Origin of the sequence: Oribacterium sp. P9 (assembly GCF_046365365.1) — a bacterium.
Lineage (GTDB): Bacteria > Bacillota > Clostridia > Lachnospirales > Lachnospiraceae > Oribacterium.
In genome coordinates, this window is record NZ_JBKEIS010000001.1 from 90475 (window position 1) to 114013 (window position 23539).

General features: G+C 51.7%; 25 protein-coding genes. 8 read left to right on the top strand and 17 right to left on the bottom strand.

Annotation, left to right across the window (positions count from 1 at the left end):
- Positions 1-222 precede the first annotated feature (222 nt).
- Positions 223-1263 (top strand): hypothetical protein, encoded by a 1041-nt coding sequence (locus ACK8P7_RS00365; RefSeq protein WP_410042262.1) that lies wholly within the window; start codon positions 223-225, stop codon positions 1261-1263.
- A gap of 127 nt (positions 1264-1390) precedes the next feature.
- Here the strand turns inward: ACK8P7_RS00365 and ACK8P7_RS00370 are convergent, their stop codons facing one another.
- From ACK8P7_RS00370 to ACK8P7_RS00390, 5 genes are all read right to left on the bottom strand, one after another.
- Entirely contained in the window at positions 1391-2092 is a 702-nt protein-coding gene (locus tag ACK8P7_RS00370) for a response regulator (protein WP_410042263.1), read from the bottom strand.
- Between the two features lie 113 nt (positions 2093-2205).
- Positions 2206-4329 carry a DUF4118 domain-containing protein gene (locus ACK8P7_RS00375; protein WP_410042264.1) on the bottom strand — a complete coding sequence of 708 codons (2124 nt, stop codon included), beginning with the start codon at positions 4327-4329 and terminating at the stop codon, positions 2206-2208.
- 245 nt (positions 4330-4574) lie between these two features.
- Positions 4575-4697 (bottom strand): hypothetical protein, encoded by a 123-nt coding sequence (locus tag ACK8P7_RS00380; protein ID WP_410042265.1) that lies wholly within the window; start codon positions 4695-4697, stop codon positions 4575-4577.
- A gap of 10 nt (positions 4698-4707) precedes the next feature.
- Positions 4708-5355 (bottom strand): potassium channel family protein, encoded by a 648-nt coding sequence (locus tag ACK8P7_RS00385; protein WP_410042266.1) that lies wholly within the window; start codon positions 5353-5355, stop codon positions 4708-4710.
- A gap of 122 nt (positions 5356-5477) precedes the next feature.
- Positions 5478-6818, bottom strand: coding sequence for a TrkH family potassium uptake protein (locus ACK8P7_RS00390; protein ID WP_410042267.1), 1341 nt, complete (start codon positions 6816-6818; stop codon positions 5478-5480).
- A 227-nt stretch (positions 6819-7045) separates the two neighbouring features.
- On the opposite strand from ACK8P7_RS00390, the gene fumC reads away from it, so the two are divergent.
- Both fumC and ACK8P7_RS00400 read left to right on the top strand, forming a co-directional pair.
- Positions 7046-8410 (top strand): class II fumarate hydratase, encoded by a 1365-nt coding sequence (fumC, locus tag ACK8P7_RS00395; RefSeq protein WP_410042268.1) that lies wholly within the window; start codon positions 7046-7048, stop codon positions 8408-8410.
- Between the two features lie 11 nt (positions 8411-8421).
- Complete coding sequence (locus ACK8P7_RS00400) at positions 8422-8592, top strand: hypothetical protein (RefSeq protein WP_410042269.1); 171 nt, start codon at positions 8422-8424, stop codon at positions 8590-8592.
- Positions 8593-8777: 185 nt separating this feature from the next.
- Here the strand turns inward: ACK8P7_RS00400 and xerC are convergent, their stop codons facing one another.
- The 4 genes from xerC to ACK8P7_RS00420 all read right to left on the bottom strand — a co-directional run bounded on the left by xerC (position 8778) and on the right by ACK8P7_RS00420 (position 11707).
- Positions 8778-9431 carry a tyrosine recombinase XerC gene (gene xerC, locus ACK8P7_RS00405; RefSeq protein WP_410042270.1) on the bottom strand — a complete coding sequence of 218 codons (654 nt, stop codon included), beginning with the start codon at positions 9429-9431 and terminating at the stop codon, positions 8778-8780.
- 451 nt (positions 9432-9882) lie between these two features.
- Positions 9883-10266, bottom strand: coding sequence for a thioredoxin family protein (locus tag ACK8P7_RS00410; RefSeq protein WP_070470188.1), 384 nt, complete (start codon positions 10264-10266; stop codon positions 9883-9885).
- Positions 10267-10297: 31 nt separating this feature from the next.
- Positions 10298-11311, bottom strand: a complete 1014-nt coding sequence (locus ACK8P7_RS00415) for a permease (RefSeq protein ID WP_070470191.1) — start codon at positions 11309-11311, stop codon at positions 10298-10300.
- 81 nt (positions 11312-11392) lie between these two features.
- Positions 11393-11707: an ArsR/SmtB family transcription factor gene (locus ACK8P7_RS00420; protein WP_070470194.1), complete on the bottom strand. Its 315-nt coding sequence runs from the start codon at positions 11705-11707 to the stop codon at positions 11393-11395.
- 169 nt (positions 11708-11876) lie between these two features.
- Here ACK8P7_RS00420 and ACK8P7_RS00425 point away from each other — a divergent pair, with 169 nt between their 5' ends.
- The 5 genes from ACK8P7_RS00425 to ACK8P7_RS00445 all read left to right on the top strand — a co-directional run bounded on the left by ACK8P7_RS00425 (position 11877) and on the right by ACK8P7_RS00445 (position 15314).
- Positions 11877-12230, top strand: coding sequence for a helix-turn-helix transcriptional regulator (locus ACK8P7_RS00425; RefSeq protein ID WP_070470197.1), 354 nt, complete (start codon positions 11877-11879; stop codon positions 12228-12230).
- A 230-nt stretch (positions 12231-12460) separates the two neighbouring features.
- Entirely contained in the window at positions 12461-12790 is a 330-nt protein-coding gene (locus tag ACK8P7_RS00430) for a plasmid mobilization protein (RefSeq protein ID WP_033120022.1), read from the top strand.
- A complete protein-coding gene (locus tag ACK8P7_RS00435; RefSeq protein WP_070470199.1) occupies positions 12751-14100 on the top strand; it encodes a relaxase/mobilization nuclease domain-containing protein in 1350 nt (449 codons plus the stop codon). Before ACK8P7_RS00430 ends, ACK8P7_RS00435 begins: the two co-directional genes overlap by 40 nt.
- A gap of 301 nt (positions 14101-14401) precedes the next feature.
- The gene (locus ACK8P7_RS00440; RefSeq protein WP_410042271.1) at positions 14402-15115 is read left to right on the top strand and encodes a geobacillin-26 family protein; all 714 of its coding nucleotides are present in this window, start codon (positions 14402-14404) and stop codon (positions 15113-15115) included.
- 16 nt (positions 15116-15131) lie between these two features.
- Complete coding sequence (locus ACK8P7_RS00445; protein ID WP_033120024.1) at positions 15132-15314, top strand: hypothetical protein; 183 nt, start codon at positions 15132-15134, stop codon at positions 15312-15314.
- Between the two features lie 185 nt (positions 15315-15499).
- Here the strand turns inward: ACK8P7_RS00445 and ACK8P7_RS00450 are convergent, their stop codons facing one another.
- The 8 genes from ACK8P7_RS00450 to ACK8P7_RS00485 form a co-directional block, all read right to left on the bottom strand.
- Positions 15500-15865: a cysteine-rich VLP domain-containing protein gene (locus tag ACK8P7_RS00450; RefSeq protein WP_033120025.1), complete on the bottom strand. Its 366-nt coding sequence runs from the start codon at positions 15863-15865 to the stop codon at positions 15500-15502.
- Positions 15862-16068 (bottom strand): transposon-transfer assisting family protein, encoded by a 207-nt coding sequence (locus ACK8P7_RS00455; RefSeq protein WP_033120026.1) that lies wholly within the window; start codon positions 16066-16068, stop codon positions 15862-15864. Before ACK8P7_RS00455 ends, ACK8P7_RS00450 begins: the two co-directional genes overlap by 4 nt.
- Positions 16069-16070: 2 nt before the next feature.
- Positions 16071-17024 (bottom strand): hypothetical protein, encoded by a 954-nt coding sequence (locus ACK8P7_RS00460; protein ID WP_070470208.1) that lies wholly within the window; start codon positions 17022-17024, stop codon positions 16071-16073.
- Positions 17025-17028: 4 nt separating this feature from the next.
- Positions 17029-20022: an antirestriction protein ArdA gene (locus tag ACK8P7_RS00465; protein ID WP_070470211.1), complete on the bottom strand. Its 2994-nt coding sequence runs from the start codon at positions 20020-20022 to the stop codon at positions 17029-17031.
- Between the two features lie 214 nt (positions 20023-20236).
- Positions 20237-22324 (bottom strand): DNA topoisomerase 3, encoded by a 2088-nt coding sequence (locus ACK8P7_RS00470; RefSeq protein ID WP_070470214.1) that lies wholly within the window; start codon positions 22322-22324, stop codon positions 20237-20239.
- Complete coding sequence (locus ACK8P7_RS00475) at positions 22325-22528, bottom strand: hypothetical protein (RefSeq protein ID WP_070470217.1); 204 nt, start codon at positions 22526-22528, stop codon at positions 22325-22327.
- Positions 22525-23253, bottom strand: coding sequence for a DUF4366 domain-containing protein (locus tag ACK8P7_RS00480; RefSeq protein WP_070470222.1), 729 nt, complete (start codon positions 23251-23253; stop codon positions 22525-22527). The genes ACK8P7_RS00475 and ACK8P7_RS00480 overlap by 4 nt, the downstream gene beginning before the upstream one ends.
- Entirely contained in the window at positions 23246-23515 is a 270-nt protein-coding gene (locus tag ACK8P7_RS00485) for a DUF4315 family protein (protein ID WP_070470223.1), read from the bottom strand. Before ACK8P7_RS00485 ends, ACK8P7_RS00480 begins: the two co-directional genes overlap by 8 nt.
- Positions 23516-23539 lie beyond the last annotated feature (24 nt).

Below are 23539 nucleotides of genomic sequence, written 5' to 3' on the forward strand. Positions count from 1 at the left end.
TTTGATAAATCATTCACGTTTTACATCCGTAATTATCGTCATTTCATATCCGGTGTCAATGCAGGAAAATGGAAGATCGCGATGAAGTCGATTTTGGGCCCTTGATGCAGACCGCAGCCCCTTTTGTATTGCGAAACACGGGTCGAACAGGTTAAAATAATAGTATCTATGATGGTTCGGAATACTCGCATCCTTTGATGCGTTTTGAGAAGGAGGTGCACCATGCCACATTCAGGAGGGGGCGGCAGTCATTCAGGTGGAAGCAGTTATTCAGGAGGCTCCAGTGGCGGATCCGGTGGCAGTGCGAAGAGCTACCGACATTCCAGTACGCCGTTCACCGGCGGTCGGGCGTTCGTCATCTATAATCGGATGAATGAGCCGAAGGTCGTCTATACCGATGAGCCGAATTATCACGAGGAGACGACAAAGGGGCAGTATATCCGTTCGGTCGTATTTGCAATCATCGCGGGTATCCCGGGGATTGCGATCATGCTGCTCGGTCTCGTCACGATGTTTTCCGCGTTCTCCATCGGGTATAAGAAAACCGTTGTGCCGGGGTACGTGGATCAGTCGATCTTCATCCAGGACGACTACGGGCATCTGACGGATGCAGAGCTGGACCGGCTCGATCAGAGTCTCAGCGCGTTCCGGGATCACACCGGTATCATCCCGGCCGTTGAGTTTACGAACGATGCCGCCTGGGAGCTGGACTACGATGATATGGAGAGCTTCGCGTACAACGAGTACATCTACAACTTCGATGATGAGTACCACGTGCTGATCACCTACGGCTACGGTGCGGAGAATCCGGAGACCGGCTTCAACGAGTTCCACTACCATACGATGTGGGGTGATGATCTCGGAAAGACGGCGAAGAAGAAGGATGAGGATCAGCTCATCGATCTGCTTCAGAAGAACCTCGCCCGTGCGAACGGGGATAATGTCGGCGACGCGATGGCGACGACCTTCGATGATTATCTCGCGTATTACGAGGCGAAGGGTTTCACGGTCGATATGGAGAACCTGGGCGGCGGCTTCGCTGAGTTCTTCTTCGGTCTGATCCTCGTGGGTGCCTTCGTCGGTACGGCCATCGCGGTCCGTGCGAACTATCTGGATGGTCAGAAGAAGGGCATCCGGACCTATAAGATCGATGGTAAGCCGAAGATGCTGAAGTGTGACTACTGTGGCTGTACCTACTACGCCGGTACGATCGGCACCTGCCCGCACTGCGGCGCACCGTTGAAGATGGAAGCGGATGGATAAATCTGCTGATGGGGGTCAGACTCCCTTATGAATAGCGTAAGGAGATTGATGACGCCACGCGGGGGTCTGACCCCGTACGGCTTCGCAGAAGACAGAAAAAGCTTTCCGGGCAACCGGAAAGCTTTTTTTACTCGACCTTCAGCATGCGGTAGCCGATGCCGATGTGCGTCTGAATGTACGGCTGGGCGTTTTCGCCGCGCTCGAGCTTCTTGCGAAGGGTCGCCATGAAGACGCGGAGGGAGGCGACGTCGTTATCCCAGCTGCTTCCCCAGATCTGCTTGGTGATGTAGGTGTGGGTGAGGACCTTCCCGACGTTCCGGGAGAGGAGACAGAGGAGCTTGAACTCGATCGGGGTGAGGTGCAGCTCCTCGCCCTGCATATAGGCGCAGCCGGCGGCGTAGTCGATCTTCAGCTCGCCGTTTGTGAAGATCGGAGATTCCTGTCCGGATTCGGACTTCATCAAGCCGAGGCGGCGCTGCGTCGCACGGAGGCGTGCCAGGAGCTCCTCGACGGAGAAGGGCTTCGTCAGGTAGTCGTCGGCACCGGCGTCGAGAGCCTCGATCTTATCGCTGTCCTCGGTGCGTGCGCTGATGACGATGATCGGCATGTTCGACCAGGTGCGGATCTTCCGGATGACCTCTACGCCGTCGATGTCCGGCAGCCCGAGATCGAGCAGCACGATGTCCGGATTATGAGACGACGCCTCGAGGATGGCGCTCGTGCCATCCGGTGCGGAAAGATATTTATAATCATGGGTTTTCAGCGTGGTGGTGATGAGATTCCGGACCGGCGTATCGTCCTCCACCACGAGGATCAGTGCTTTATTCATTCTATTCACCTCATATCATTCGGGTTTCTATATACACGAGTGAGGCCAATGCCTAGGGATGTACATCATCGTCAGGCCTGCGAGTGGTCGCCTCTTCACTGGCTTGTTCATGTTTACATATTGAGATTAATCTCACTGAGCGGCAATGTAAAGGAAAAGACGCAGCCGTGTGGCTGATGATCGCGGAGCGAGAGCTCGCCGTCGTGTGCATGCACGATGGAGCGGCAGAGGGAGAGCCCGAGGCCGAGGCTTCGGCGGCTGTCTGCCACGCGCTTGCTCCCGGTATAGAACATCTCGAAGACCTGCGCCTTCTGCGCATCCGGGATACCCGGGCCGTCGTCGGAGACCTCGATCACCGCATGCTCCGCTTCACGGAAGGCGTGGATCTCGATATGTGATCCTGCCGGGGTGTATTTGATCGCGTTGTTCACGAGGTTGATGAGAAGCTGCATGATGAGGCGCGCATCTGCCCGTACGAGGAGCGGCAGCTCACCGCAGTCGCTCGTGATGTGGTGTTCCGTCGCGTGGCGGTCGATGTGCCGGAGTGCCTCCGCCACGATGTCATCCACGACCTGGTCGGAGAGCTGCAGCTTCACGCTGCCATCCGAGATCTTCGTGACCGCCAGGAGATTCTCCACGAGCTCCGTCAGCCACTGCGCATCATCGTAGATATCCGTGATCATCTGTGTCCGGCTGTCGTCGTCGAGCGCCTGGTAGCTGTGGAGCAGGGCGTCTGCATTGCCCGAAATCGAAGTGAGCGGCGTTCGAAGATCGTGCGAGATGGAGCGAAGCAGGTTCGCCCGCAGCTGCTCGTTCTTCGCGAGTACGGCGGCCTTCTCGCGCTCCTCAGCGTTGTGAAGGCTCTCAAGCGCGAGGGCACACTCACCGAGGATGGAGAGGAGGATGCTGGAAGTGAAGGCGTCGAGAGGAGCCTTCGCTGAGCAGGGCACGCCGACCACGCCGTAGACCTGCTGGCCGGTGCGGATCGAAAGGTAGAGGCAGTGTGCGTTCTGAAACTTCTCGGTGCTCGCACCCGCACGCTTCCGATGCTGAAAGACCCAGTCGACGACCTCTGGCTCACAGGCATTCTCCGGGATACTGCGTGGCGCACCGCCATTCGCAGGGAAGAGGTAGCCATCCCAGAAACGGGACGAGGCGACACCACCAGATGGGCTGGTGCCTGTGATCGAAGCAGCAGATGCCGGAGCATACGGTGATGGCGTGGCGGCATCCGCTGCTTGCATAGCAGTCGCTGTACCGGTGGTCTGTCCGTATGGGACATCCAGCTGCATCGCAGGATAGACCAGGATATCGCGCTGCACGAGACGCTGAATCTGCGTCGCGGTCGTGCGGTAGATGTCGGTCGGCGTTTCGGCCTTCTGCAGCTGCTGGTTCGCGTCGAAGAGGGTTTTCGTACGATAGGCATCCCGCGCGGACAGCTCGGCATGGGCCTTCAGCTTCGCGGCGAGGGTGCCGGCGAGGATGGATGCGCCGAGCATGACGGCGAAGGTCACCGGGTAGTCCTTCCCGTAGGCGACGAGCGTGAGCCGCGGCTCGGTCAGGAAATAGTTGAAGAGAAAGACACTGAGGACCGACGCCAGCAGTCCGCAGGTGTAGCCGTTTGTGCTGACGGAGGTCAGCAGTACGCCGAGGAGATAGATCGTGATGATGTTCGCGTCTGTGTAGTGCAGGCGGAAGAAGAGGAAGCCAATGATGGTGGCCGCTGCCTGAATGACGAGCGTGAGAACGAGATCCCGCAGGGTGGGTATCGACGGTGCGATCGCCAGCATTGGCCGCTGTGTATGGCGGACGACTTCTGCATCCGGGATGATGTGGATCTCGACGGTGGGCGCGAGCTCGGTGAGGCGTTCGGTCAGGGACGGCTGGCTCCAGAAGTGCCGGCGTTCCGCGCCGCTGCGGCCGAGGACGATCTTCGTGATGCCGGAGACGCGCGCGTACTCGGCGATCTGTGTCGGGACGTCGTCGCCGTGGGTGGTGACGATTTCCGCGCCGAGCTCCGTCGCGAGGCGGACGTGCGTCTGGAGACGCGCCTCATCCTCGCTGCTCAGCGCCTGGTTCCCCGGCGTTTGTACGTAAAGTGCGGTCAGTGTGCCCCCGAAGGCCTGCGCCATCTGTCCTGCCATGCGGACGATGCGCTCGTTCGACGGCGAGGGGGAGAGGCAGACGAGGATATGTTCATTTGATGGGTTACTGGATTTTGTTTCTGCTTTTGCCATACGATGATCTTTTACGTTTGTTCTCTATGGGCTGTTCCCAGATTTTCATGCTGCGAATAGCATCTCGGAAAGAAGCTATCCTATATGTTTCAAAAGCCATTATAACATAAAGAAGCCGGACCTGAGGTTCGACTTCCCATGTTGCCCTGATCGGACTTGTGATGCCTGGTTAGTGTTCAGACGTGACTCGGCTGCTGCCCACCAAGATACGTCTGAACAGAAGCGATGCCTTAAAGGCACAGATATTATGGCTTACGGCCATGCTTTCGGAGGTAGCGTACCACGCGGTCCTCCTCGGCTACGAGGTAGATCCCGAAGCGGAAGAAGAGAAGCAGGGCGATGATCAGAAGGATCCCATCGACATCCATGGCGCACCTCCTAGAGCTGGAAGCACTTCTGCAGTGCCTTGTACTCGCCGATGACGAGAATCGTAACGTCGTCCGTGAGGATGATATCCGGGGTGACCGTGACATTCGTTTCACCGTGCGATTTCACGCCGAGGATGTTGATGCCGTAGAGCTTTCGGATATTGAGCTCACCGATACTTTTTCCGAGCCAGTTCTTCGGGATCGGGACTTCGAAGATGACATGCTGCTTATCGATTTCGATGTAATCGAAGATGTGGTCAGCAGTATAACGGATGGCGGCCCACTGTGCGAGCTGCTTCTCCGGATAGACGACCTGATCAGCACCGTTACGAAGCAGGAACTTCGCCTGAACGTCACGCTCTGCACGGGAGACCACGCACTTCGCGCCGAGCTCCTTCAGAAGCGAGGTGGTTTCCAGCGAGTTCTGGAAGCTGCCGCTGATGGTGACGAAGCAGACATCGTAGTTACCGATGCCGAGGGAGCGGAGGAAATCCGCGTTCGTGCTGTCACCGATCTGCGCAGTGGTGACATACGGAAGCACTGAGTTGATGCGCTCCTCCGAGATGTCCACGGCCATGATCTGATGACCGAGCTGCATCATCTGTATCGCGAGATGACGACCGAAACGCCCTGCACCAATTAATAAAATATTCTTCATAGTAGTTTACTCCTTTATTTTTGAGTTCATATCCGGGTCCCCGGCTCAGGTTTCCCCGGTCTCGTATTACGTTGCCTCCGGTGCCGTCTCTCCGGGTGCCCTTAGCTGAACGCTTGGATTTTTTATCCGACGGTGATCTGCTCCTGTGGCAGTCTGGCGACGATGGTCTTTCGGCTCGAAACGGTCGCGTAGATGAGGGTGAGGCCTCCGACACGGCCCATGTACATGAGCACGATGAGGATCAGCTGCGACAGAATGTGTAAATGTGGTGTGAGGCCGAGGGTCAGTCCGACGGTTGCGACGGCGGAAGCGGTCTCGAAGAGGCAGCTGGAAAAAGGCAGCCCCTCATAGATGCTGATGACGAGGGCGCCTCCGAAGAAGAGCGTGAGGTACATCATCATGATCGTTGCGGCGGTTCGCACGGTACAGCAGTCGACGCGTCGTCCGTAAAGCTGCACGCTCTCACGTTGACGGAAGGTCGCGATGGCGTTCGCCATCATCACCGTGAAGGTGGTGGTCTTCATACCACCGGCCGTGGATCCTGGTGAACCACCGATCAGCATGAGAAGAATCATGACACCACGGGAAGCGCCCGAGAGCTTCGTGAGATCGGTGGTATTGAAGCCGGCGGTACGGGGCGTCACCGACTGGAACGTGGCGGCGAGCAGACGCTCACCGAGCGGAAGACCGCTGTAGTCATTGGCGAAAAACAGCGCTGCCGGAAGCACGATCAGCGCGAGGGTGGTCACAAGGATCACCTTACTCTGCATACGGTAGCGTCGGAAGCAGAGCCGGTTCGTGCAGATATCCTCCCAGGTCAGGAAGCCGATGCCGCCGATCACGATGAGGAGCATGATGGTGATGTTAACGACGGGATCCGCGGTGTAGGCGGTCAGCGACGGATAGAGATTTCCGGGACGGCCGAGCAGGTCGAAGCCGGCGTTGCAGAAGGCCGAGATCGAGTGGAAGACGGCGTACCAGATACCGAGGAGTCCGTAGTCGCGGCAGAAGGCCGGGAGCAGGGCAAGTGCGCCGAGGAGCTCGATGAGGAAGGTGCCGCACAGGATGAAGCGCGTGAGCCGGACGATGCCGCCGACCTTCGGAGCCGAGATGGCGTCCTGCATGGTGCTGCGCTGCATGAGCGAGATTTTATGACCGGACAGAAGAGCGAAGGCGGCGGCGACCGTGATGATGCCGAGTCCGCCGATCTGGATCAGCATGAGGATGATCGCCTGGCCGAAGCTCGACCAGTAGGTGCCGGTGTCCTGCACGACGAGGCCGGTTACGCACACCGCCGAGGTCGCCGTGAACAGCGTCTCGTGGAACGGCGTCCAGAGGCCGCCCGCCGACGAAATCGGCAGCATCAGGAGCAGCGCACCCACGAGGATGACGCAGGCGAAGCCCCCGGTGATAATCTGAAACGACGAAAGACGATGCATCCGCCGAAGCTGTTCTTCAGTCATAGAAATTCTCCCTTTCTCAGAATTGCACCTATGATAACAGGCAGGAGTTAAAGGAGGGATAAGGGAATAAAGGATGGTATTAAGATGGTGTAAAGATGAAAGGGCCCCGGTCTGAACGGTTACCCGCTGGTGATTCGAAATCACCCGGACGCCGGAATCGCCGTTGCCTCGCAGCCTTCCGGGGATTATAATGAACAGAGATTTAAGTATATAAGTGAGGGAAATACATGGAATATCGTATCGAACATGACACTATGGGTGAGGTCTGTGTGCCGGCAGAGCATTTCTGGGGTGCGCAGACCGAGCGTTCGCTGGAGAATTTCCGCATCGGCACGGAGACGATCCCACGCGAGGTGATTCACGCCTTCGCGGTGCTGAAGTCCGCCGCGGCGACCGCGAACCACGCCCTCGGCAAGCTTCCAGAGGCAGAGGCGCAGGCCATCACGGATGCCTGCCGCGATATCTGTGACGGCAAGTACCCGAAGGAGTTTCCGCTGAAGGTATGGCAGACCGGTTCCGGCACGCAGTCGAACATGAATATGAACGAGGTCATCGCACATATCGCGATGCATGATCATCCGGAGCTGAAGATCCATCCGAACGATCATGTCAATATGTCCCAGTCCTCGAACGACACCTTCCCGACAGCGATGAACATGGCCGCGGTGCTTGCGATTCACGCGCAGCTCATCCCGGCGATCGACACGCTGATCGCGACGATGAAGCGTCTCGAGGAGGAGAATCATGATGTGCTGAAGATTGGCCGCACGCATCTGCAGGATGCCGTTCCGATCCGTTTCAGTCAGGAAATCTCCGGCTGGCGCGGCATGCTCGAGGAGTCGAGAGCACAGATCCTCGAGGCCTCCGATCATCTTCGGAAGCTCGCCATCGGTGGTACCGCGGTCGGCACCGGTCTTAACTGCCCGGCGGGCTTCGACACGGCCTGCTGTGAAGAAATCTCGCGCCTCAGCGGACAGACCTTCACGCCGAGCAGCAACAAGTACCACGCGCTCACCTCGAAGGACGGCTACGTCTTCACGAGCGGCGCACTGAAGGGCCTCGCTGCAAACCTCATGAAGATCGCGAACGACATCCGCTGGCTCGCGAACGGCCCGCGCTGCGGTCTCGGCGAAATCTCCATCCCGGAAAACGAGCCGGGCAGCTCCATCATGCCGGGTAAGGTCAACCCGACCCAGTGCGAGGCGATCACGATGATCGCGATCCAGGTGATGGGCAACGACAGCACGATCGGTATCGGCGCATCCCAGGGTAACTTCGAGCTCAATGTCTTCATGCCGGTGCTCGCCTACAATATGATGCAGTCCATCCGCCTCCTAAGCGACGGCATGGTCTCCTTCGAGCTCCACTGCGTCCGCGGCATCAAGGCGAAGAAGGAAAAAATGAATGAAAATCTCCGCAACTCCCTCATGCTCGTGACCTGTCTGAGCCCGGTCATCGGCTACGAGAACGCGGCTGCCTGCGCGCACAAGGCTTTCGAGGAAAACACGACCCTGAAGGAAGCGGTGCTCGCCCTTGGCTTCCTGTCGGAGAGCGAGTATGACGAGGCGGTACGGCCGGAGAAGATGGTCTAACATCAGCATCTATGCTGTACGGTGTCAATGCCGTCAGGCTGAAAATCATCGCTCCGCCGAAGACATTGACCACAGAAGTATCCGGTGCCAATGCTGACCGGCTGGAGATAGCTGCTCCGTCGGAAGCATTGGCCGAATATAAAATAAAAAATAGTAGAATTTTTCTCTCTGCCGCAAGATGATTTTAGGTCGGTTGAGGGATTAGAAAACGCCGGAAACCCGCATAAACTCTATGTTTTTGCGCGTTCTCGGCGTTTCTTTTATCGCCTGTGTTAGTGGTGCTTTTTCGGTAAATGGTGCCCAAATGGTGCCCAAATCCCACGCGGGGCTATAAAACGGTATAAGAAGCGGTAAAGAGATACAGCGGTTAAAGCTCTAAATCGCTGCTCTTTTTCTTTGCCGCGCTCTTTGCTTTCTTCGGCTCGGCTTTCTCTGCCTTTGCCGGGTCTGCCTGTTTGACCGCCCCATGATAAGCGTCTAAGACTTCTTTTTTGCGTTCAAGCCGCACGTCCACATAACGGGCGGTAACAGCTTCAAAGTTCATAGACAGCCCAAGCGATACGCCGATACCCGCAAGTGTATGTCCTAACACTTCGCCTACGGTGTAGAAGTCGCCTGTCAGTTGGTGCATATTTGTAGCTGCTGTATGGCGCAAATCGTGAAAGCGGATATGCGGCATATCCAAATCTTCAAGCAGCTTTCCAAACTGGGAAGATACCCACGACGCGGAGATAGGGGAACCGTCCGGCTTCGCTACAACAAGGTCATTGTCATAGTAAGGCTTTCCGTCCTTTTCTGCCTGTTCGCGCTGCGCTTCCTGCATAGCAAACTGTTTGAGAAAGAACGGGCGGGCAAGCTCTGTGATAGGCAGCTTTCGCCCGTTGGATTTCGGCGGTGCCATTTCCTCAATGACTTTTGTTTTTGGCGGTACCTTAAAGGGTAGCTGCTCGGAAACGTCAAAGGTGTTGTTTTCCAAATCCACATTGCGCCAACGCAAGCCCAGGATTTCAGAACGGCGCATACCGTAAAGCCCGCCTAAGATAACGGGCATTTCCCAAACGCCGAATGAAAGCGAAACTTTTTTGAAAAAACCTCCCGAAAATGCAAAATGCGCCTGTCTGCAAGATGCAGACAAGCGCAAAGGAATTGTAAGCGGTATTTAGATGATTTGACAGTTCATATATGAGGGTAGAAGTGTTCCCGGCGGCGGTCGGGCTTTTTTTGATAAGCTAAAAGATATGGCGATATAGAAAAAGGACATGGCGATACCTCCTTGATACCGCCGTATCCTCAAAAAAGGGCGACTTTAATACACCCCCCGTTATCTTATTTTTCAAAAAGAAAACGGCGGTTTTGAGTAAATATTTCAAAACCGCCGTTTTATCTGCCTACATTCGGCAGTTTTGTTGTTTTACATAGCATTAAATCGCTATTTGAATTATTGATAATAAGGCGTAAATTTGATATTAAATTTATTTTTCGGAAACGATTTTTTGTAACAGTTTTTGCACGTTTTCTGTTTTCAGCACTTTCCCCGTAGATACTACTTTGTTGTTGACAACAAGAGCAGGTACACTCATAACGCCATATTCCATAACCTTTTTCAAGTCCGTAATATATTCTACTTCTACGGAAATCCCCATTGCTTTAACGGCGGATTGTGTGTTCTCATAAAGAGCATGACAACACCCTGAACCTAATACCTTGATACAGCAAATTCTGCCTTGTATGTCTTGACAACAGTTATTCAAATTTTCCGGTTCAACTGTTTCAGACACGGAACAGTTACCATTGCAAGTACAAACAGGAGCGTTTATTTCTTTTTCTTTCTTCTTTCCAAAACCAAATAATGTCATAATAATTACCTCCAAAAAATTTTATATTCGCTTATATTAACAAGTAAGAAATTGCATTGAAAAAATAGCCTATAAGAATAATTCCTATGGTACAAATTGCAATGAAGATACCGAGCAACTTCGGCTTAACTGCCTTTCGCAACATGATTACGGACGGGAGCGAAAGCGTGGTAACGCCCATCATAAAGGACAGGACAACGCCAAGCTGTGCGCCCTTTGCAAGTAGGGCTTCTGCAATCGGAATTGTGCCGAAAATATCCGCATACATGGGAACGCCCGCAATCGTCGCAAGGATTACGCCAAAGGGATTACCCGTACCAAGCACTTTGACAATAAAATCTTCGGGTATCCAATCATGGATAAATGCACCGATACCTACGCCAATCAGTACATAGGGGGCAACCTTTTTTGCTGTTGCTAAAACCTGCTCCCATGCGTATTTGATACGGTCTTTGAAGTGTAGTTCTTCCTGCGGAACATCAAGACTGTTTCCACCCCTTATAAAATCCTCAACGTAGCTTTCAAGATGTAGTTTTTCAATCAATGTACCACCTGCAACGGCTATCACAAGCCCAAGCACGACATAAGCAACGGCTATCTTCCACCCAAATATACTCATTAGCAGAACAAGCGAACCGAGGTCAACCATTGGAGAAGAAATCAGGAAAGAAAAAGTAACTCCAAGCGGCAGACCTGCACTTGTAAAACCGATAAACAGAGGAATGGAAGAACAAGAACAAAAAGGCGTTACCGTACCAAGGAGCGCAGAAATTATATTTGCGCCGATACCATGAAACCTTCCAAGAATTTTCTTTGTCCGTTCCGGCGGGAAATAGCTTTGAATATATGAAATAATTAAAATCAGAACCCCTAACAACACCATGATTTTGATTGTGTCGTAAACAAAAAATTGAATACTACCACCGATTTTGCTCGTTGCGTCTAATCCGCAAGCGTTAATTAAATTACCTATTAGACGATTAAGCCATGCCATACCTAAAACTTCATTTTGAAAGAAGTTCCAACCTGTTTTTAGCATATCCATAAATAGCCTCCTTGAAATAGAAATATTGAAATTTGTCTATATGTTGATGTTTTGATAAGTCGTGCGGAAAAGTAAGTAAACTTACCTATCACAACACGACTTATTTTCAAATGCTGCACTTGTAATCATAAGCGCTTGTAGACAATCTATTGCATACTGCACGCCATTCTCTGAAATAGAGTAGTGCATCCATTTCCCCTCTTTGCGTCCTATCACTATACCAGAATCACAAAGTATTTTCATGTGGTGGGAAAGCGTTGGTTGCGTAATGTGCATATCATCTAATAGTACACAAGCACACTTCTCTCCTGTAAGCAATAGTTTCAAAATTTTAACACGGTTTTCATCACAAAATGCTTTGAAAATCGTTGGTATTTTTTTTTCATCAAGTTCCATAATCTCACCTCCTGTTGACGTGCTTCTATAAACTATTATATACACAAATTGAAATTTGTCAATATGTTTTTATCCGGCAATAATATGAATTATTTTGGCTAATAGTAGGTACTGTGTAAGCATATCCAAGCAAAGAAAGGAACAGTAAAATGTAGTTGGGTGAATTATTATGGCAAAAAGACCAGTACCTTTGTATGACTTTGCAGCTTTCGGGCAAGCCATAAAAGCAGCGCGGACAGGCAGAAATGAAAGCCGCAAGAAAGTAAGCGACGAAATGAACATTTCCCCTCGCTACCTTGCGAATATTGAAAACAAAGGGCAACAGCCAAGCCTGCAAATCTTTTATGAGCTTGTAACCCGTTATGACATATCCGTAGACCAATTCTTTTTCCCGGATAAGACAGCGGAAAAATCGACGCAAAGGCGGCAGCTCGACACGCTGCTTGACAGCATGAGCGATAAGGGCATACGGATTGTTACCGCAACAGCGAAAGAAATTGCAGAAGTCGAAAACGAAAACTGAATAGGCTTAGGAAGCGTTGTAATCTTTTTGAGATTGCAGCGTTTTTCTTTTGCGTAAGTTTGGCAAAACGGGGCTTTCCGTTGTAGTAGGGAATAAGGAAAAACTTTCATAGCAAGCATAGGAAGCGGGTACCCACTTCCGTATTTTCGCCCTCCTGCGCTGCGGCGCGTCGGTTGAAAATTGCTTGTTGGGAAGTGTCCCAAACCCTCGGAACGGAAAGGAGCGAAAGCATGGACGGGCGCAAAAGGACGGTACAAATCAAATTCAGAGTAACGGAAGCAGAACGGGATTTAATTCTTGAAAAAATGAAGCTCATACCCACCCGGAACATGGCGGCATATCTTAGGAAGATTGCCATTGACGGGTACATCATTCAAGTAGACCATAGCGACATTAAGGCAATGACAGCGGAAATACAGAAAATCGGTGTCAACGTCAATCAGATTGCAAAGCGTGTCAACGCGACGGGCAGCGTCTACCAAGAGGACATAGAGGAAATAAAGGGGGTGCTTGCGGAGATATGGCGGTTACAAAGATTAAGCCTGTTAAAAGCACGTTGAGCAAAGCCCTTGACTATATCCAAAATCCAGATAAGACGGACGGGAAAATGCTTGTGTCCTCTTTCGGCTGCGCCTATGAAACGGCAGACATTGAGTTTGAATATACCCTGTCGCAAGCTCTCCAAAAGGGCAACAATTTAGCCTTTCATTTGATACAGTCCTTTGAGCCGGGGGAAGTGGATTATGAAACCGCCCACAAAATCGGGCGGCAGCTTGCCGACGCAGTAACCAAAGGGCAGCATGAATATGTCTTGACGACGCACATTGACAAAGGACACGTTCATAACCACATTATTTTCTGCGCGGTCAATTTCGTAGACCACCACAAATACAATTCCAATAAGCGCAGCTATTACGGCATACGGAACATGAGCGACAAGCTGTGCCGGGAAAATGGATTGTCTGTTGTCGTTCCCGGCAAAGGGAGTAAGGGAAAGAGCTATGCAGAGTATCAGGCAGAGAAAACGGGAACCAGTTGGAAAGGCAAGCTGAAAATCGCCGTTGACGCACTCATTCCCCAAGTATCAAGTTTTGAGGAACTACTACAACGGCTGCAAGCAGCGGGCTATGAGATAAAACCGGGGAAATATGTATCGTGCCGCGCTCCGGGGCAGGAACGGTTTACCCGCCTTAAAACCCTCGGCGCAGATTATACAGAGGAAGCCATAAGGGAACGGATAAGCGGCAAACGCGCCCGCGCCGGGAAAGCTCCACGCGCAGATCGGGGCGGCGTCAGTCTGCTTATTGATATTGAGAACAGTATCAAAGCAGCGCAGAGCAAAGGTTATGAACAATGGGCGAAAATCCATAATCTGAAACAGGCAGCTAAGACCATGAATTTCTTGACGGAACATAAGATTGAACAGTATGCGGATTTAACGGCAAGGATAGCGGAAATCCAGACAGAGAGCGAACAGGCCGCAGACGCATTGAAGAACGTCGAAAAGCGTCTTACGGATATGGCGGTCTTTATCAAGAATATTTCCACCTACCAAAAGACAAAACCTGTTTATGACGCATACCGTAAGGCAAAGAATAAAGAGAAATACCGCGCCGCACATGAGCGCGATATTATCCTCCATGAAGCCGCTGCAAGGGCTATGAAAGCGGCGGGCGTTACCAAGTTCCCCAACCTCGCTGCGCTGCAATCAGAGTATGAAGCCCTCCAAGCGCAGAAAGAAGCCCTTTACGCCGACTATGGCAAGCTCAAAAAGCAAGTCCGGGAATACGACGTTATCAAGCAGAACATTGACAGTATTTTAAGACAGGACAGAGAGCCGGAACGGGGCAAGGAAACAGAGCGCGGATAAATTATGTTTTGCACAATCATAAGATATTTCTGATATTGATTTATTAGTTCATATAGTGTATACTGTGAGTACATACAAATAAGATTTAGAAAACGAATTGAGAGAGGTGGTAAACGATGATTAAAGTATTATATCCGTCATGTGATTTTATGCGCAAATCGAGTTGCCGCCACTTTCAGTTTTAGAGGCAAAGAATTAAAACCGTAAGTATAGCGCATAATCCAGAGAAATTATTATTGGATTATGCGCTTTATTTTTTTGGGAACAAATTTATGGACAGTTAAAGAAAGGACGTATTACTATGAAAAAAATTATAAGTATTCTTTTGGCACTCTCTATGCTTTTCTCGTTAAATACAGTAGCTTTTGCAGCAGAAAGCGGTACAACAGATGAACTGCAAATTGTTGAAGAAAATGGAACAAGAACAGTTTCTCTTAATGATGGTGAATTGACATATATTGTTACATATGATACAGTAAACAATTCAATTTGTGTTGCTCAAAAAGATAATAATACTGGTCTTGTTGAGTATGGCACTGTAGAATCTACGGAGATAACTGAAAATTCACTCGTAAGTGCTCGTTCAAAAATTCATCAAGATACTTTTTGTAATTACGAGTATGATATTTATACTGGAAGTCCAAATGAATGGAATTTAGAACGCCCTAAAGAAACTGGCTCTGGACAAAATTATTTTATGGTGTACGAAAATTCCTCGAATAGCAGTCAGTTAGATAGCTGGTTTAATGCTGTCAACTCATTAAATGACAAGGAATGGCAAGCAGTTTCAAGCTACGGTGTCGCTTTAGTCACAAGTGCCGCAGCAGGCTTTATTTCTGGTATGGCAGTTGCAAGTGGTGGAATTTTAACACCGGGAGCGATTACAGCAATCGTAGCAGCGACAGGCGCTACAGGTACAGCGGCAGTATTGCTTACCCAAGTTGGTACACAATGTAATGTTTGTTTAAGAGCATATTGGAATGTGTATAATGCTACAGATAATATGCATTTCTAAATACAGGAGGGAAATAATGAAGTACATGGTAAAAGGAATTGTTTGGATAGTACTTATTACCATTGGTTTGCTTTTGGGTCCACCATTGCTTATAGGATTTGTTTGGTGGAAAGTCCTTATTTTTGGTATTGCTTGTTATCTAATTGGACATGGCGCATATAAACTGTTTAGAGTGATTGACAAACACTATAATACTTAACTCCTATAACAACAAAAAGCCGGGACGCAGACAGTCGGTAAAGACTATCTGCGCCCCGGTTTTCTTATGGGTGCTGTTTTGAAATGTTACGCAATAGAACGCCATTTTAAGGGGAAAAGGTATCAAGTATCGCCTAAGTGGTTTTCACGCTCGGAAAACCATATAAATCCAGGCTGTTTTTGCCCTTACTGCGTAACAAGAGTACGCTTTTTTCTCATGCGCTCGGCTGCCTGTCTACGGGTAATGCGTTTCCGGCAGTCCGGGCAGTATTTGACGCTGTTCGACTTTGAAGCAAAGAACGCGCCGCACTCGGTACAACGCTTTTTATCCTCGGTCTTGAAAAGCTCCGCGTAGAGCAGCTTATCAATGGGAAGTACAGCAGTCAGAAACCATTTGCAAAGAAGCGAATAGGAAATAAGCTGCGGGCAGACACATTCCTCTCCGTCGTCAAGCAAAATGCAGTTTCCGCTATCGCAGTTGCAGCATTCCCGTTTTACAAGGCTGTTGACTTTCCGGCTTTGGGGCGGCGAAAGCCGCTTTAGCCCGGTCATACTTCATCAGCGGCGAAAATAGCAAGCTCCGCATACTCGTTTTCCGTCAGCCCGTCCACTTTGGAAAGGGTGCGCTTTGCCAATTCCCGCATATCTCCGTCCATATACGGCATGGCGGCGTTGATGTTTTCCATAACCTCACGCTTGCCGCCCTCGCTGTAAATGCTCATAAGGTTTGTTTCCTCAACGGTAAATCTATTCATGCTCATACCTCCATTTCATGATTTTTCGATTTTGCCGCCGCCTTTTTCGGGGTGGTCTTTGCTTTGTCTGCTTCAAGCTGCGCCCGAAGAGAGGGGCGGGGCTTCTTTATGCTCCTGTCCCTGTTCTCGTCTTTGCTTATCAGCGCATACACGCCATGCTTGCCCTCCATAGCGGAGAACGAAAGGCTCTTATACGGCAGCATGGAAAACAGGCGATCCATGTCCTTATCCGTTGCAAGCCGGAGAAAATACGGGGAAAGCTCTGCGGAAAAATGGCTTTTGTCCGGGCTGTTCGGCTTATCGAATTTCTTCATTTCCTCCACCACGCGGTGGGCTTCCGTTTCAATCCGGCAGTCATGCAACGCGGCGATATGCTCCTTGAAGTCCCCCGGCCTGTGCTGCTTGCGGCTGTGCTGCTGCTCCCGCAACAAGGCTTTCAGTGCTTCCAGGTCGTTGGGCTGTGCTTCAAAGCGTTCAAACTTCCCAAGCTGCGGGTCTGGGTTCCCGTCAAAATACTGTCCGGCGGGCTGTGAGCGTTCCCCATGCTCATAAATCAAAGTATAGTTGTCGGCGAGTATGGATTTTTCGGCTACATCCCGGAAATGCTGCGGGTAGTCAAGTTCATAGAGGTTGCCTTTGAGCTTTCCGCGCTCTGTGCCTGTCAGTTCCACCGCATAGGCAAGGATTTTGTCACGGGTCTGTTCGCCGTAGAATCTCCATGTATTGTGCTGCCTTGTGTCCTTTAGGAAAACGTCGCGTTCCCGGACGCAGCAAGTCCCGGACGGGCGGGAGAACCACAAGAGCCGTTTATCCTCGGCGACGGGTCTTGCCGCCGCTTCCAGTAAAATCCGTTTATCTATATCAAAGTCGCTCTGATAAAAAGCGGTGTTTTGCTTCATAATCGCTTCAAGGGAAGCGATAACGTCCACATCTTCAAATTTTTTCAATTTCTCCAATCGTTCAGCTCCTTTCCAAGTCCTGTGACTTCTGCTTTGCGGGTTTCTTCTGTGCCTTTTCCTTATCTGCCAGAAGCTGCGCCCGGATAGAGGGCTTCTTTTCCGGCTTTGCCTTGCCACGCTCCTTATCGGCTTTGACCGCGTTAGCCAGGTCAACAAGGGAAATAGTTTCTCCTGCTTTAACCTTTGCTTCCAGTTCGTCAACCGTCGGGGTGTTATTTATCTGTCCGTCAATCATGTTGTAATTCTGTTCTGTGGTCTGCTCGGCTGTTTTTAAGTAGTTTTCCGGCGGCTCTGCGGCAATGGCAAACGCCCGCGTTCCATTCCCCATGATGAAATATTTTCCGTCATCGGATTGATGATGAAAGCCATATCCGGCGGCTTCCATTTGTTCGTGGCTCATATCGGTTACATAGAAAGTACCTCGCGGCGTTTTGATTGTTTCGCCTGTTTCCAACTCGTCGGGGGTAAGCTGTTTTTGCTCCTGTAAAAACTCCGGCACATTCTTATAGCCGAAGCTGTCTACATAGTGGGCGGTGTCCTGTCCGTTCTGATGAAGCACTACCACGTCGGAAACGGAAAGGCTGTGTCCCTTAAAGTCTTTGGGGTGGTCGATATTGAATTTCTCCCAAATGCTTTCAAGGGTCATATCCGGCGTGAGGGGTGCGGTGTAGATAAGGTCATAGTTCGCCGCTTCCACACTAAGCCCCGCCGCCTGCAGGCGGTCGTAAGGCTCAAAGCGGAAGTCCCGCGTTTCGTCCCCACGCTTTAGCTGATAAATGGAAAAGGTGTCTTTGTCCGGCTCGGCGGCTTTTTCTGCTTCCTGTTCCGGCTGCTCCTGTCCGGCGGTCTGCTCCTTATCCTGCGCCTTTTGCAATTCTGCGATATTAGCGTCAATGGAATTGATAATCTCGGCGGCTGCGCTGCGGATCGTTTCAAGGGAGCTTTTCAGTTCGGCAAGCTCGCGCCCGCTGCTCCACCCGGCGACGTACCCAAAGGAATAGTCCGACGTGTCAAGCCCGTAGTGTTGGCAGACGGTATAAGCGACGCTTTCCGCTTCGACTTCGCGGGTGCGCCTGTCAACGCGGGGCTGCTCGTCCTTTGGGGCGTTAAGGTCAATGTCGTGCAGCTTTGCGTGTGCGATTTCGTGGATAGCGGTCTTTAAGGTTTGGAGCTGGCTCATGCCCTCGTCAATGGCTATGCGCTTGTTCTCCAAGTGGTAGTAGCCATGTGCGCCGCCCTCGATTTTCTCAAAGCCGATAGGAACGGGGGAAGTCTTTTCAAGGGCGGCGAAAAAATCCTTGTAGCGGTCAACGTCACCCGTCAGCTCGTCTACTGCAATGTCGGGCAGTTCGCGCCCCTCGGTCTGGGAAACGTCAAAGACAGATACCACCTTGTAGGCGGGTATCGTGATTTCCTTTTCCTCGGTGACGGGCTTCCCGTCTTTGCCGATAACGGGCTTTTGGGTATGCGGGTCGATTTTCTCCATTTCCTGTTTGATTTTGAACGGCGATGGGGCAATGATTTTGATACCCTTTTGTCCTTTCATCACGTTTCGCCCAAAGTTATTTTTCCAAGCGGAAAAGCCCGCCACAAGGGAAGCGTCCGGCTTCTGCATGGCGATAAGCAGCGTATTGTTGAAACTGTAATTATGAAACTTTGACATGACGCGCAGATATTCCTTGTATCGCTCGCTGTCGAACAGCTCCGCAATGCCCTGTTCCAGTCGGTCGGTTATCTCTTTCAATTTCTCGGCGGGCTTTTCAGAGGTAAGCACAATCGGGATAACCGGGCGCGGCTCCTGCGGCTGCTCTGTGGCCTGTACTGTTTTCACTCCCGGCGCGGCTGCGTCCATTTCCACTTTTGACGGGTCGGGTCTTTCCGGCTGCGGGGGCTGTGGCGTTATCCGGTATTCCTCCGGTACGTCGCGCCCGTCATACCATTCTGTAAAGGTGTTGCGGTTATTGTAGATATATCCCTGTTCGGTAAACATACCTCCGTCGTTAATGGAAGCGTCCCGCCCGTATTCCTCATACATAAAATACTTTTTTGCTTCTTCGGGCAATTCGGGTTCTTCCAGTTCATCAACCAGATAATGCCCGTATTCTTCTTCATTATGGACGGACGGATAGCCCCAGTAGCAGTCAAGGTTCTGTGCAAGGTTGATGATGTCCTGCAAGCTGTCCGTATGGTCGCCGTATTCAATGGCTGCAATAAATTTCTCCCGGTCGTCGTCAAACTGCATTTCCAAGAGCTTCCCTAAATAGTTCAGTTCGTCGGGGTGGGAATACTCGCTTAAATGTTCCGTCAAGCCGGGAACGGAAGATTGATATTCTGTGAAATGCCATTCCTCATAGTTCTTGAAGTCAATCCCGATACGGTCAAAGACTTCTTTCAGATGTTCGGCAGTCGTGGGGAATGTCACCCATTCGCCCGCGGGTCTGCCCTCGGTGTACTTCCCAAGATTGGAAAGATAGCCGCTTAAAATCGGTTCTGCCATTTGTTCGCTCCTTTCCTGTTCAATCATGCGGTGCATAAGCTCGTAATCTTCAATGCTCATACTCCCGTCAAATACATAAGGGTCAAATTCTTCCCCGTCCCGGTAGGGCTTTTCGGAAAAGGGAAGCCCGGCGGCATGAGCAGCAGCCCGCGCCTCATCAATAACCTCCGGGGGAAGCCTGTCGTCGTGCGCCCCGATAAAACCGTCAATATCGTTCCTGCTGTTTTCATAGTGATAGCGCACTCCGGCGGTCAGCTCGTCAAGGCTCACGTCCTCGCCCAACTGCCCGCAGTAGTAGCCGTTCAAGATAACGGCGGCGGGGTCAGCCGTTTTGATTTCCTCTAACCGGCTCCTGTCAAACGGGTCTAAGGTGCCGTCCACTTCAAGATGAAAATGCTCGGCGTTCCAAGAATGCCCCTCTTTCCAGAACGCCACCCATGCGATACCGTCCCTAAGTTCCTCTTGATATTCCTTTACGGTGTCGCGTAAACTTGCCATGTGTAAAACCTCCTTTCGCGTATGGCAGCGCGGACGCTGCGGTAATGGTTACATAGTCCTACTACGGTGCGCTCGCGCATTTTGCCAAAGATTTTTGAAGATTTTTAGAGGGTTTGGGAAACTTCCCAACAAGCAAAATCCCCGTCCGGCGCGTGAAGCGGCAGGACAGGGATTTACGGAAGTGGGTACCCGCTTCCTATGCTTGCTATTCAAGTTATTTCTTCTTCGGTAGCTCAATCTTATAGTTGACATACTTCCCGCCCGTATCGGCTAAAATAACCGTTCCGTCGTAGGTTTTACCTGTTTTGGGAGAGTACAGCCCTTTGACTTTCACTTTGCCGGATTTCAGAAGTGCGGCGGCAATCTTCGGGGAAAAGGCTACTTTCCTGTCCTCAAAAAAACGGTCATTTTTCCACATGACAAAAGCGCAGTTCCGGTTAGAGCAGTAGTAGTTTTTCTTGCCCTCATGGACGGGGGAACCGCAGCGGGGGCATTTGCCGATTTCCGGCTTTTCCGTTTTGAAACGCTCCTTGTCGCTGTCGGAAAGGAATGGATAGGATTTCACAAGCTCCCGCGCCATAGCTTCAATGCCGGATAAAAATTCGTTGGGGTCGGCTGCTCCCTTTGCTATCTGCGTCAGATTGTTTTCCCATTCTGCGGTCAGCTTCGGGGAAGTAAGATTGTCCGGCAAAATGCACACAAGGTTATTCCCGTCTTTTGTGGGGATAAGCTGCTTTCCCTTGCGCTCTACAAAACCGCTGCTCACTAACTTTTCAATGACAGCGGCGCGGGTGGCGGGCGTTCCAAGCCCTTTGCGCTCTGCGTCCGGGTCGGTGTCCTCATTCCCGGCGCGTTCCATAGCCGAAAGCAAAGACGCTTCATTGTGGGGCTTCGGGGGCGTTGTGTCGTGTTCCGTTACCTTTGCTGCGGGATTATCAAAGCTCTGTCCCTCGGCAAGCTCCGGCAGCGTTCCGTCTGCGCTGTCCTCGTCGTCTGCTTCGGGCTTGTTTTTCAGCGTTGCCCGGTAGCGGCGTTCAAGGTCTTTCCAACCGCCCGCAAGCACCGTCTTTCCCCTCGCGGTAAAGTCGGCTCCGGCGCAGGAGAAAACCGCCGTAACCGTTTCAAAGATGTGCGGCGCGGCAGTAGCGAACAAAAGACGCGCCCCCGCAAGGGTAAGGATATTCTTTTCGCTTTCCGGCAGCGCGGCAAGGTCGGTCTTTGCAAGCTCCATAGTAGGAATGATTGCATGGTGGTCTGATACCTTTTTGCTGTTCAGCACCCTTGCAATCTCCGGCGAAAAGCTCATGCCCTCCATAAAGGGCAGCGTCCCGCATAACAGGGCGATAACCTTTGCCGCTGTTTCCTCCATGTCGTCGGTCAGATAGCTGCTGTCCGTCCTCGGATAAGTAAGCAGCTTCTTTTCATACAGGGCTTGCGCCAGGTCAAGTGTCTGCTTCGCGGTATAGCCGAAAATACGGTTTGCTTCCCGCTGCAAAGAGGTAAGGTCAAAGGGCTTCGGCGGGGCTGCGCTTTTCTTTTCCCTCACAAGGGAAGTGCAGACAGCCCGCGACGCTTCGCAGGCCGCTTTCAGTTCCTTTGCTTCCTCTGCGGCGCAGATCTTCCCGCTTGCGGCTTCTGCGCCGGATAAATCAAGCCGCACATGGTAATATTTTTCTTTCTTGAAAGTGCTGATAGCAGCGTCCCGGTCTACAAGCATTTTTAAGGTCGGTGTCTGGACGCGCCCCACGTTCAAGGTGCGGTTATACAGGCAGGAGAAAAGGCGGGTGGCGTTAATGCCGATAATCCAGTCAGCCTTTGCGCGGCAGAGGGCAGACGCAAAGAGCGCGTCATAGTCCCGCCCGTCCTTTAAGTTCTCAAAGCCCGCCTTGATTGCGCTTTCTTCCATTGAGGAAATCCACAAGCGGCGCATAGGCTTCTTGCACCCGGCGACTTCATAGACAAAACGGAAAATGAGTTCTCCCTCACGTCCCGCGTCGCAGGCGTTGACGACTTCGGAAATGTCGGTGCGGTGCATAAGCTCCTTTAGGATTTTGAATTGCTTTCCCTTATCTGCGGAAACGGTATACTGCCATTTCTGCGGCAAAATCGGCAAGCTGTCATAGCTCCACTTTTTGTACTGCTCCCCATAGGCGGCAGCGTCGGCAAGCTGTACCAAATGCCCGACGCACCATGAAATGAGGTAGCCGTTTCCCTCGATATATCCGTCCTGTTTCTTCTTTGCCCCAAGCGCGGCGGCGATAGTCTGCGCCACGCTCGGCTTTTCAGCGATAACTAAAATCAATTAAAGTTCCTCCTTTCCGCGTTCCGGCTCCGCGCCCTGTTTCTCCTGTACCTGTTTCAGACAGTAGCCCACACAAGGGGCTTGCCCTTTATAGGGGCAGGAAGCGCAGGCCGGGGATTTGAAAACAGGCGGCGTATTGTCGCGCCGCCCGCATGGTCGTTGTATCATCATCTTTTCAAAGGGATTGTCGGTAAACAGGGTCATGCGTCCTCGTCCTCCGTATCATCTTCGGAAGCGTCCCCGTCTGCGTCGTCCGGCTCCGGCTCGTCCTCGTCGTAGTCCTCAAAATCAAAGTCCTCAAGGTCGGTGCCGCCTTTGACGCTCTGCTTCGGTTTCATAAACTTAAAGTAATAGAACGCGCCCCCGCCGCCAAGAAGTGCCACGACAAGGAAAAGCACAAGCCCACCGGTATTGCTTTTTTCCTGCGACTGTTCGGTAGGTTCTTCCGGCTCCGGCTCGGCTTCTTTGCCGCTGCAAGCGGTCATGTTGGTAGAGCATACCGGGCAGGACGTATTGATTTTCCCGGTTTCGCATTTTTCCGTACAGGTGCAGACAGCGGGGGTCTGCGCTTCGCTGTTTTCCCCGTCCTCCAAGAGCGCGAAAAGGTCTGCGTCGTCCACTTGATTTAAGAAATGGACGGTGTTTTCGCCCTCGTCGTCCCGGTCAATGAGGATATAAAAATAGTTCCCGGCTTTGGTCGTAACTGTGATAAGCTGCTTATTGCCGCCGAAATCGTCAACAAGGGTCGCGTTCCCCTCCGGCGTAAGGGGTGCGGTTTCTTCGGGTTCCTCATAGATAACGCCGCTGTCGTTGGTCGCGTCAGCGGCGGGCTGCTCCGGCGTTTGTGCAAAAGCAGTAACGGAAAAGCCGCCCATGAGCATAAGGGCGGCGCAAAATGCGGTCAGCGTTCTAAGGATTTTCTTATTCATTCTCGGTGTCCTCCTGTTCTTCGTCATAGTCTGTGGTTTCTTCGGGAACGGCGGCAGCCATGCCGGGAATCCCGCCGCCGGACAGCATAGCGTTAAGCTCTGCGGGGGTTAAGCGCATGGAGCGCACAAGCTGTACGATTTCAAGGTTTTCCGCTTCAGTTTTCTGCGCTTCCAGTCCTTTCAGCTTGTTCTGATACTCTGTGATTTTCTCGCGGGTTTTCTGGATTTCCCGGTCGATACGTTCAATCTTACTCATTGCCATAATGTCAATACTCCTTTCATTTTT

What these genes read in the sequence shown, in the direction of transcription:
- ACK8P7_RS00440 (WP_410042271.1), top strand. Translation starts at nt 14,402, where the DNA reads ATGAAAAAAATTATAAGTATTCTTTTGGCACTCTCTATGCTTTTCTCG.
- ACK8P7_RS00425 (WP_070470197.1), top strand. Translation starts at nt 11,877, where the DNA reads ATGGCAAAAAGACCAGTACCTTTGTATGACTTTGCAGCTTTCGGGCAA.
- fumC (WP_410042268.1), top strand. Translation starts at nt 7,046, where the DNA reads ATGGAATATCGTATCGAACATGACACTATGGGTGAGGTCTGTGTGCCG.
- ACK8P7_RS00380 (WP_410042265.1), bottom strand. Translation starts at nt 4,697, where the DNA reads ATGGATGTCGATGGGATCCTTCTGATCATCGCCCTGCTTCTCTTCTTC.
- ACK8P7_RS00410 (WP_070470188.1), bottom strand. Translation starts at nt 10,266, where the DNA reads ATGACATTATTTGGTTTTGGAAAGAAGAAAGAAAAAGAAATAAACGCT.
- ACK8P7_RS00370 (WP_410042263.1), bottom strand. Translation starts at nt 2,092, where the DNA reads ATGAATAAAGCACTGATCCTCGTGGTGGAGGACGATACGCCGGTCCGG.
- ACK8P7_RS00455 (WP_033120026.1), bottom strand. Translation starts at nt 16,068, where the DNA reads ATGAATAGATTTACCGTTGAGGAAACAAACCTTATGAGCATTTACAGC.
- xerC (WP_410042270.1), bottom strand. Translation starts at nt 9,431, where the DNA reads ATGCGCCGTTCTGAAATCCTGGGCTTGCGTTGGCGCAATGTGGATTTG.
- ACK8P7_RS00475 (WP_070470217.1), bottom strand. Translation starts at nt 22,528, where the DNA reads ATGACCCTGTTTACCGACAATCCCTTTGAAAAGATGATGATACAACGA.
- ACK8P7_RS00420 (WP_070470194.1), bottom strand. Translation starts at nt 11,707, where the DNA reads ATGGAACTTGATGAAAAAAAAATACCAACGATTTTCAAAGCATTTTGT.
- ACK8P7_RS00485 (WP_070470223.1), bottom strand. Translation starts at nt 23,515, where the DNA reads ATGGCAATGAGTAAGATTGAACGTATCGACCGGGAAATCCAGAAAACC.
- ACK8P7_RS00430 (WP_033120022.1), top strand. Translation starts at nt 12,461, where the DNA reads ATGGACGGGCGCAAAAGGACGGTACAAATCAAATTCAGAGTAACGGAA.
- ACK8P7_RS00400 (WP_410042269.1), top strand. Translation starts at nt 8,422, where the DNA reads ATGCTGTACGGTGTCAATGCCGTCAGGCTGAAAATCATCGCTCCGCCG.
- ACK8P7_RS00450 (WP_033120025.1), bottom strand. Translation starts at nt 15,865, where the DNA reads ATGACCGGGCTAAAGCGGCTTTCGCCGCCCCAAAGCCGGAAAGTCAAC.
- ACK8P7_RS00445 (WP_033120024.1), top strand. Translation starts at nt 15,132, where the DNA reads ATGAAGTACATGGTAAAAGGAATTGTTTGGATAGTACTTATTACCATT.
- ACK8P7_RS00435 (WP_070470199.1), top strand. Translation starts at nt 12,751, where the DNA reads ATGGCGGTTACAAAGATTAAGCCTGTTAAAAGCACGTTGAGCAAAGCC.
- ACK8P7_RS00365 (WP_410042262.1), top strand. Translation starts at nt 223, where the DNA reads ATGCCACATTCAGGAGGGGGCGGCAGTCATTCAGGTGGAAGCAGTTAT.
- ACK8P7_RS00385 (WP_410042266.1), bottom strand. Translation starts at nt 5,355, where the DNA reads ATGAAGAATATTTTATTAATTGGTGCAGGGCGTTTCGGTCGTCATCTC.
- ACK8P7_RS00465 (WP_070470211.1), bottom strand. Translation starts at nt 20,022, where the DNA reads ATGGCAAGTTTACGCGACACCGTAAAGGAATATCAAGAGGAACTTAGG.
- ACK8P7_RS00415 (WP_070470191.1), bottom strand. Translation starts at nt 11,311, where the DNA reads ATGGATATGCTAAAAACAGGTTGGAACTTCTTTCAAAATGAAGTTTTA.
- ACK8P7_RS00390 (WP_410042267.1), bottom strand. Translation starts at nt 6,818, where the DNA reads ATGACTGAAGAACAGCTTCGGCGGATGCATCGTCTTTCGTCGTTTCAG.
- ACK8P7_RS00480 (WP_070470222.1), bottom strand. Translation starts at nt 23,253, where the DNA reads ATGAATAAGAAAATCCTTAGAACGCTGACCGCATTTTGCGCCGCCCTT.
- ACK8P7_RS00375 (WP_410042264.1), bottom strand. Translation starts at nt 4,329, where the DNA reads ATGGCAAAAGCAGAAACAAAATCCAGTAACCCATCAAATGAACATATC.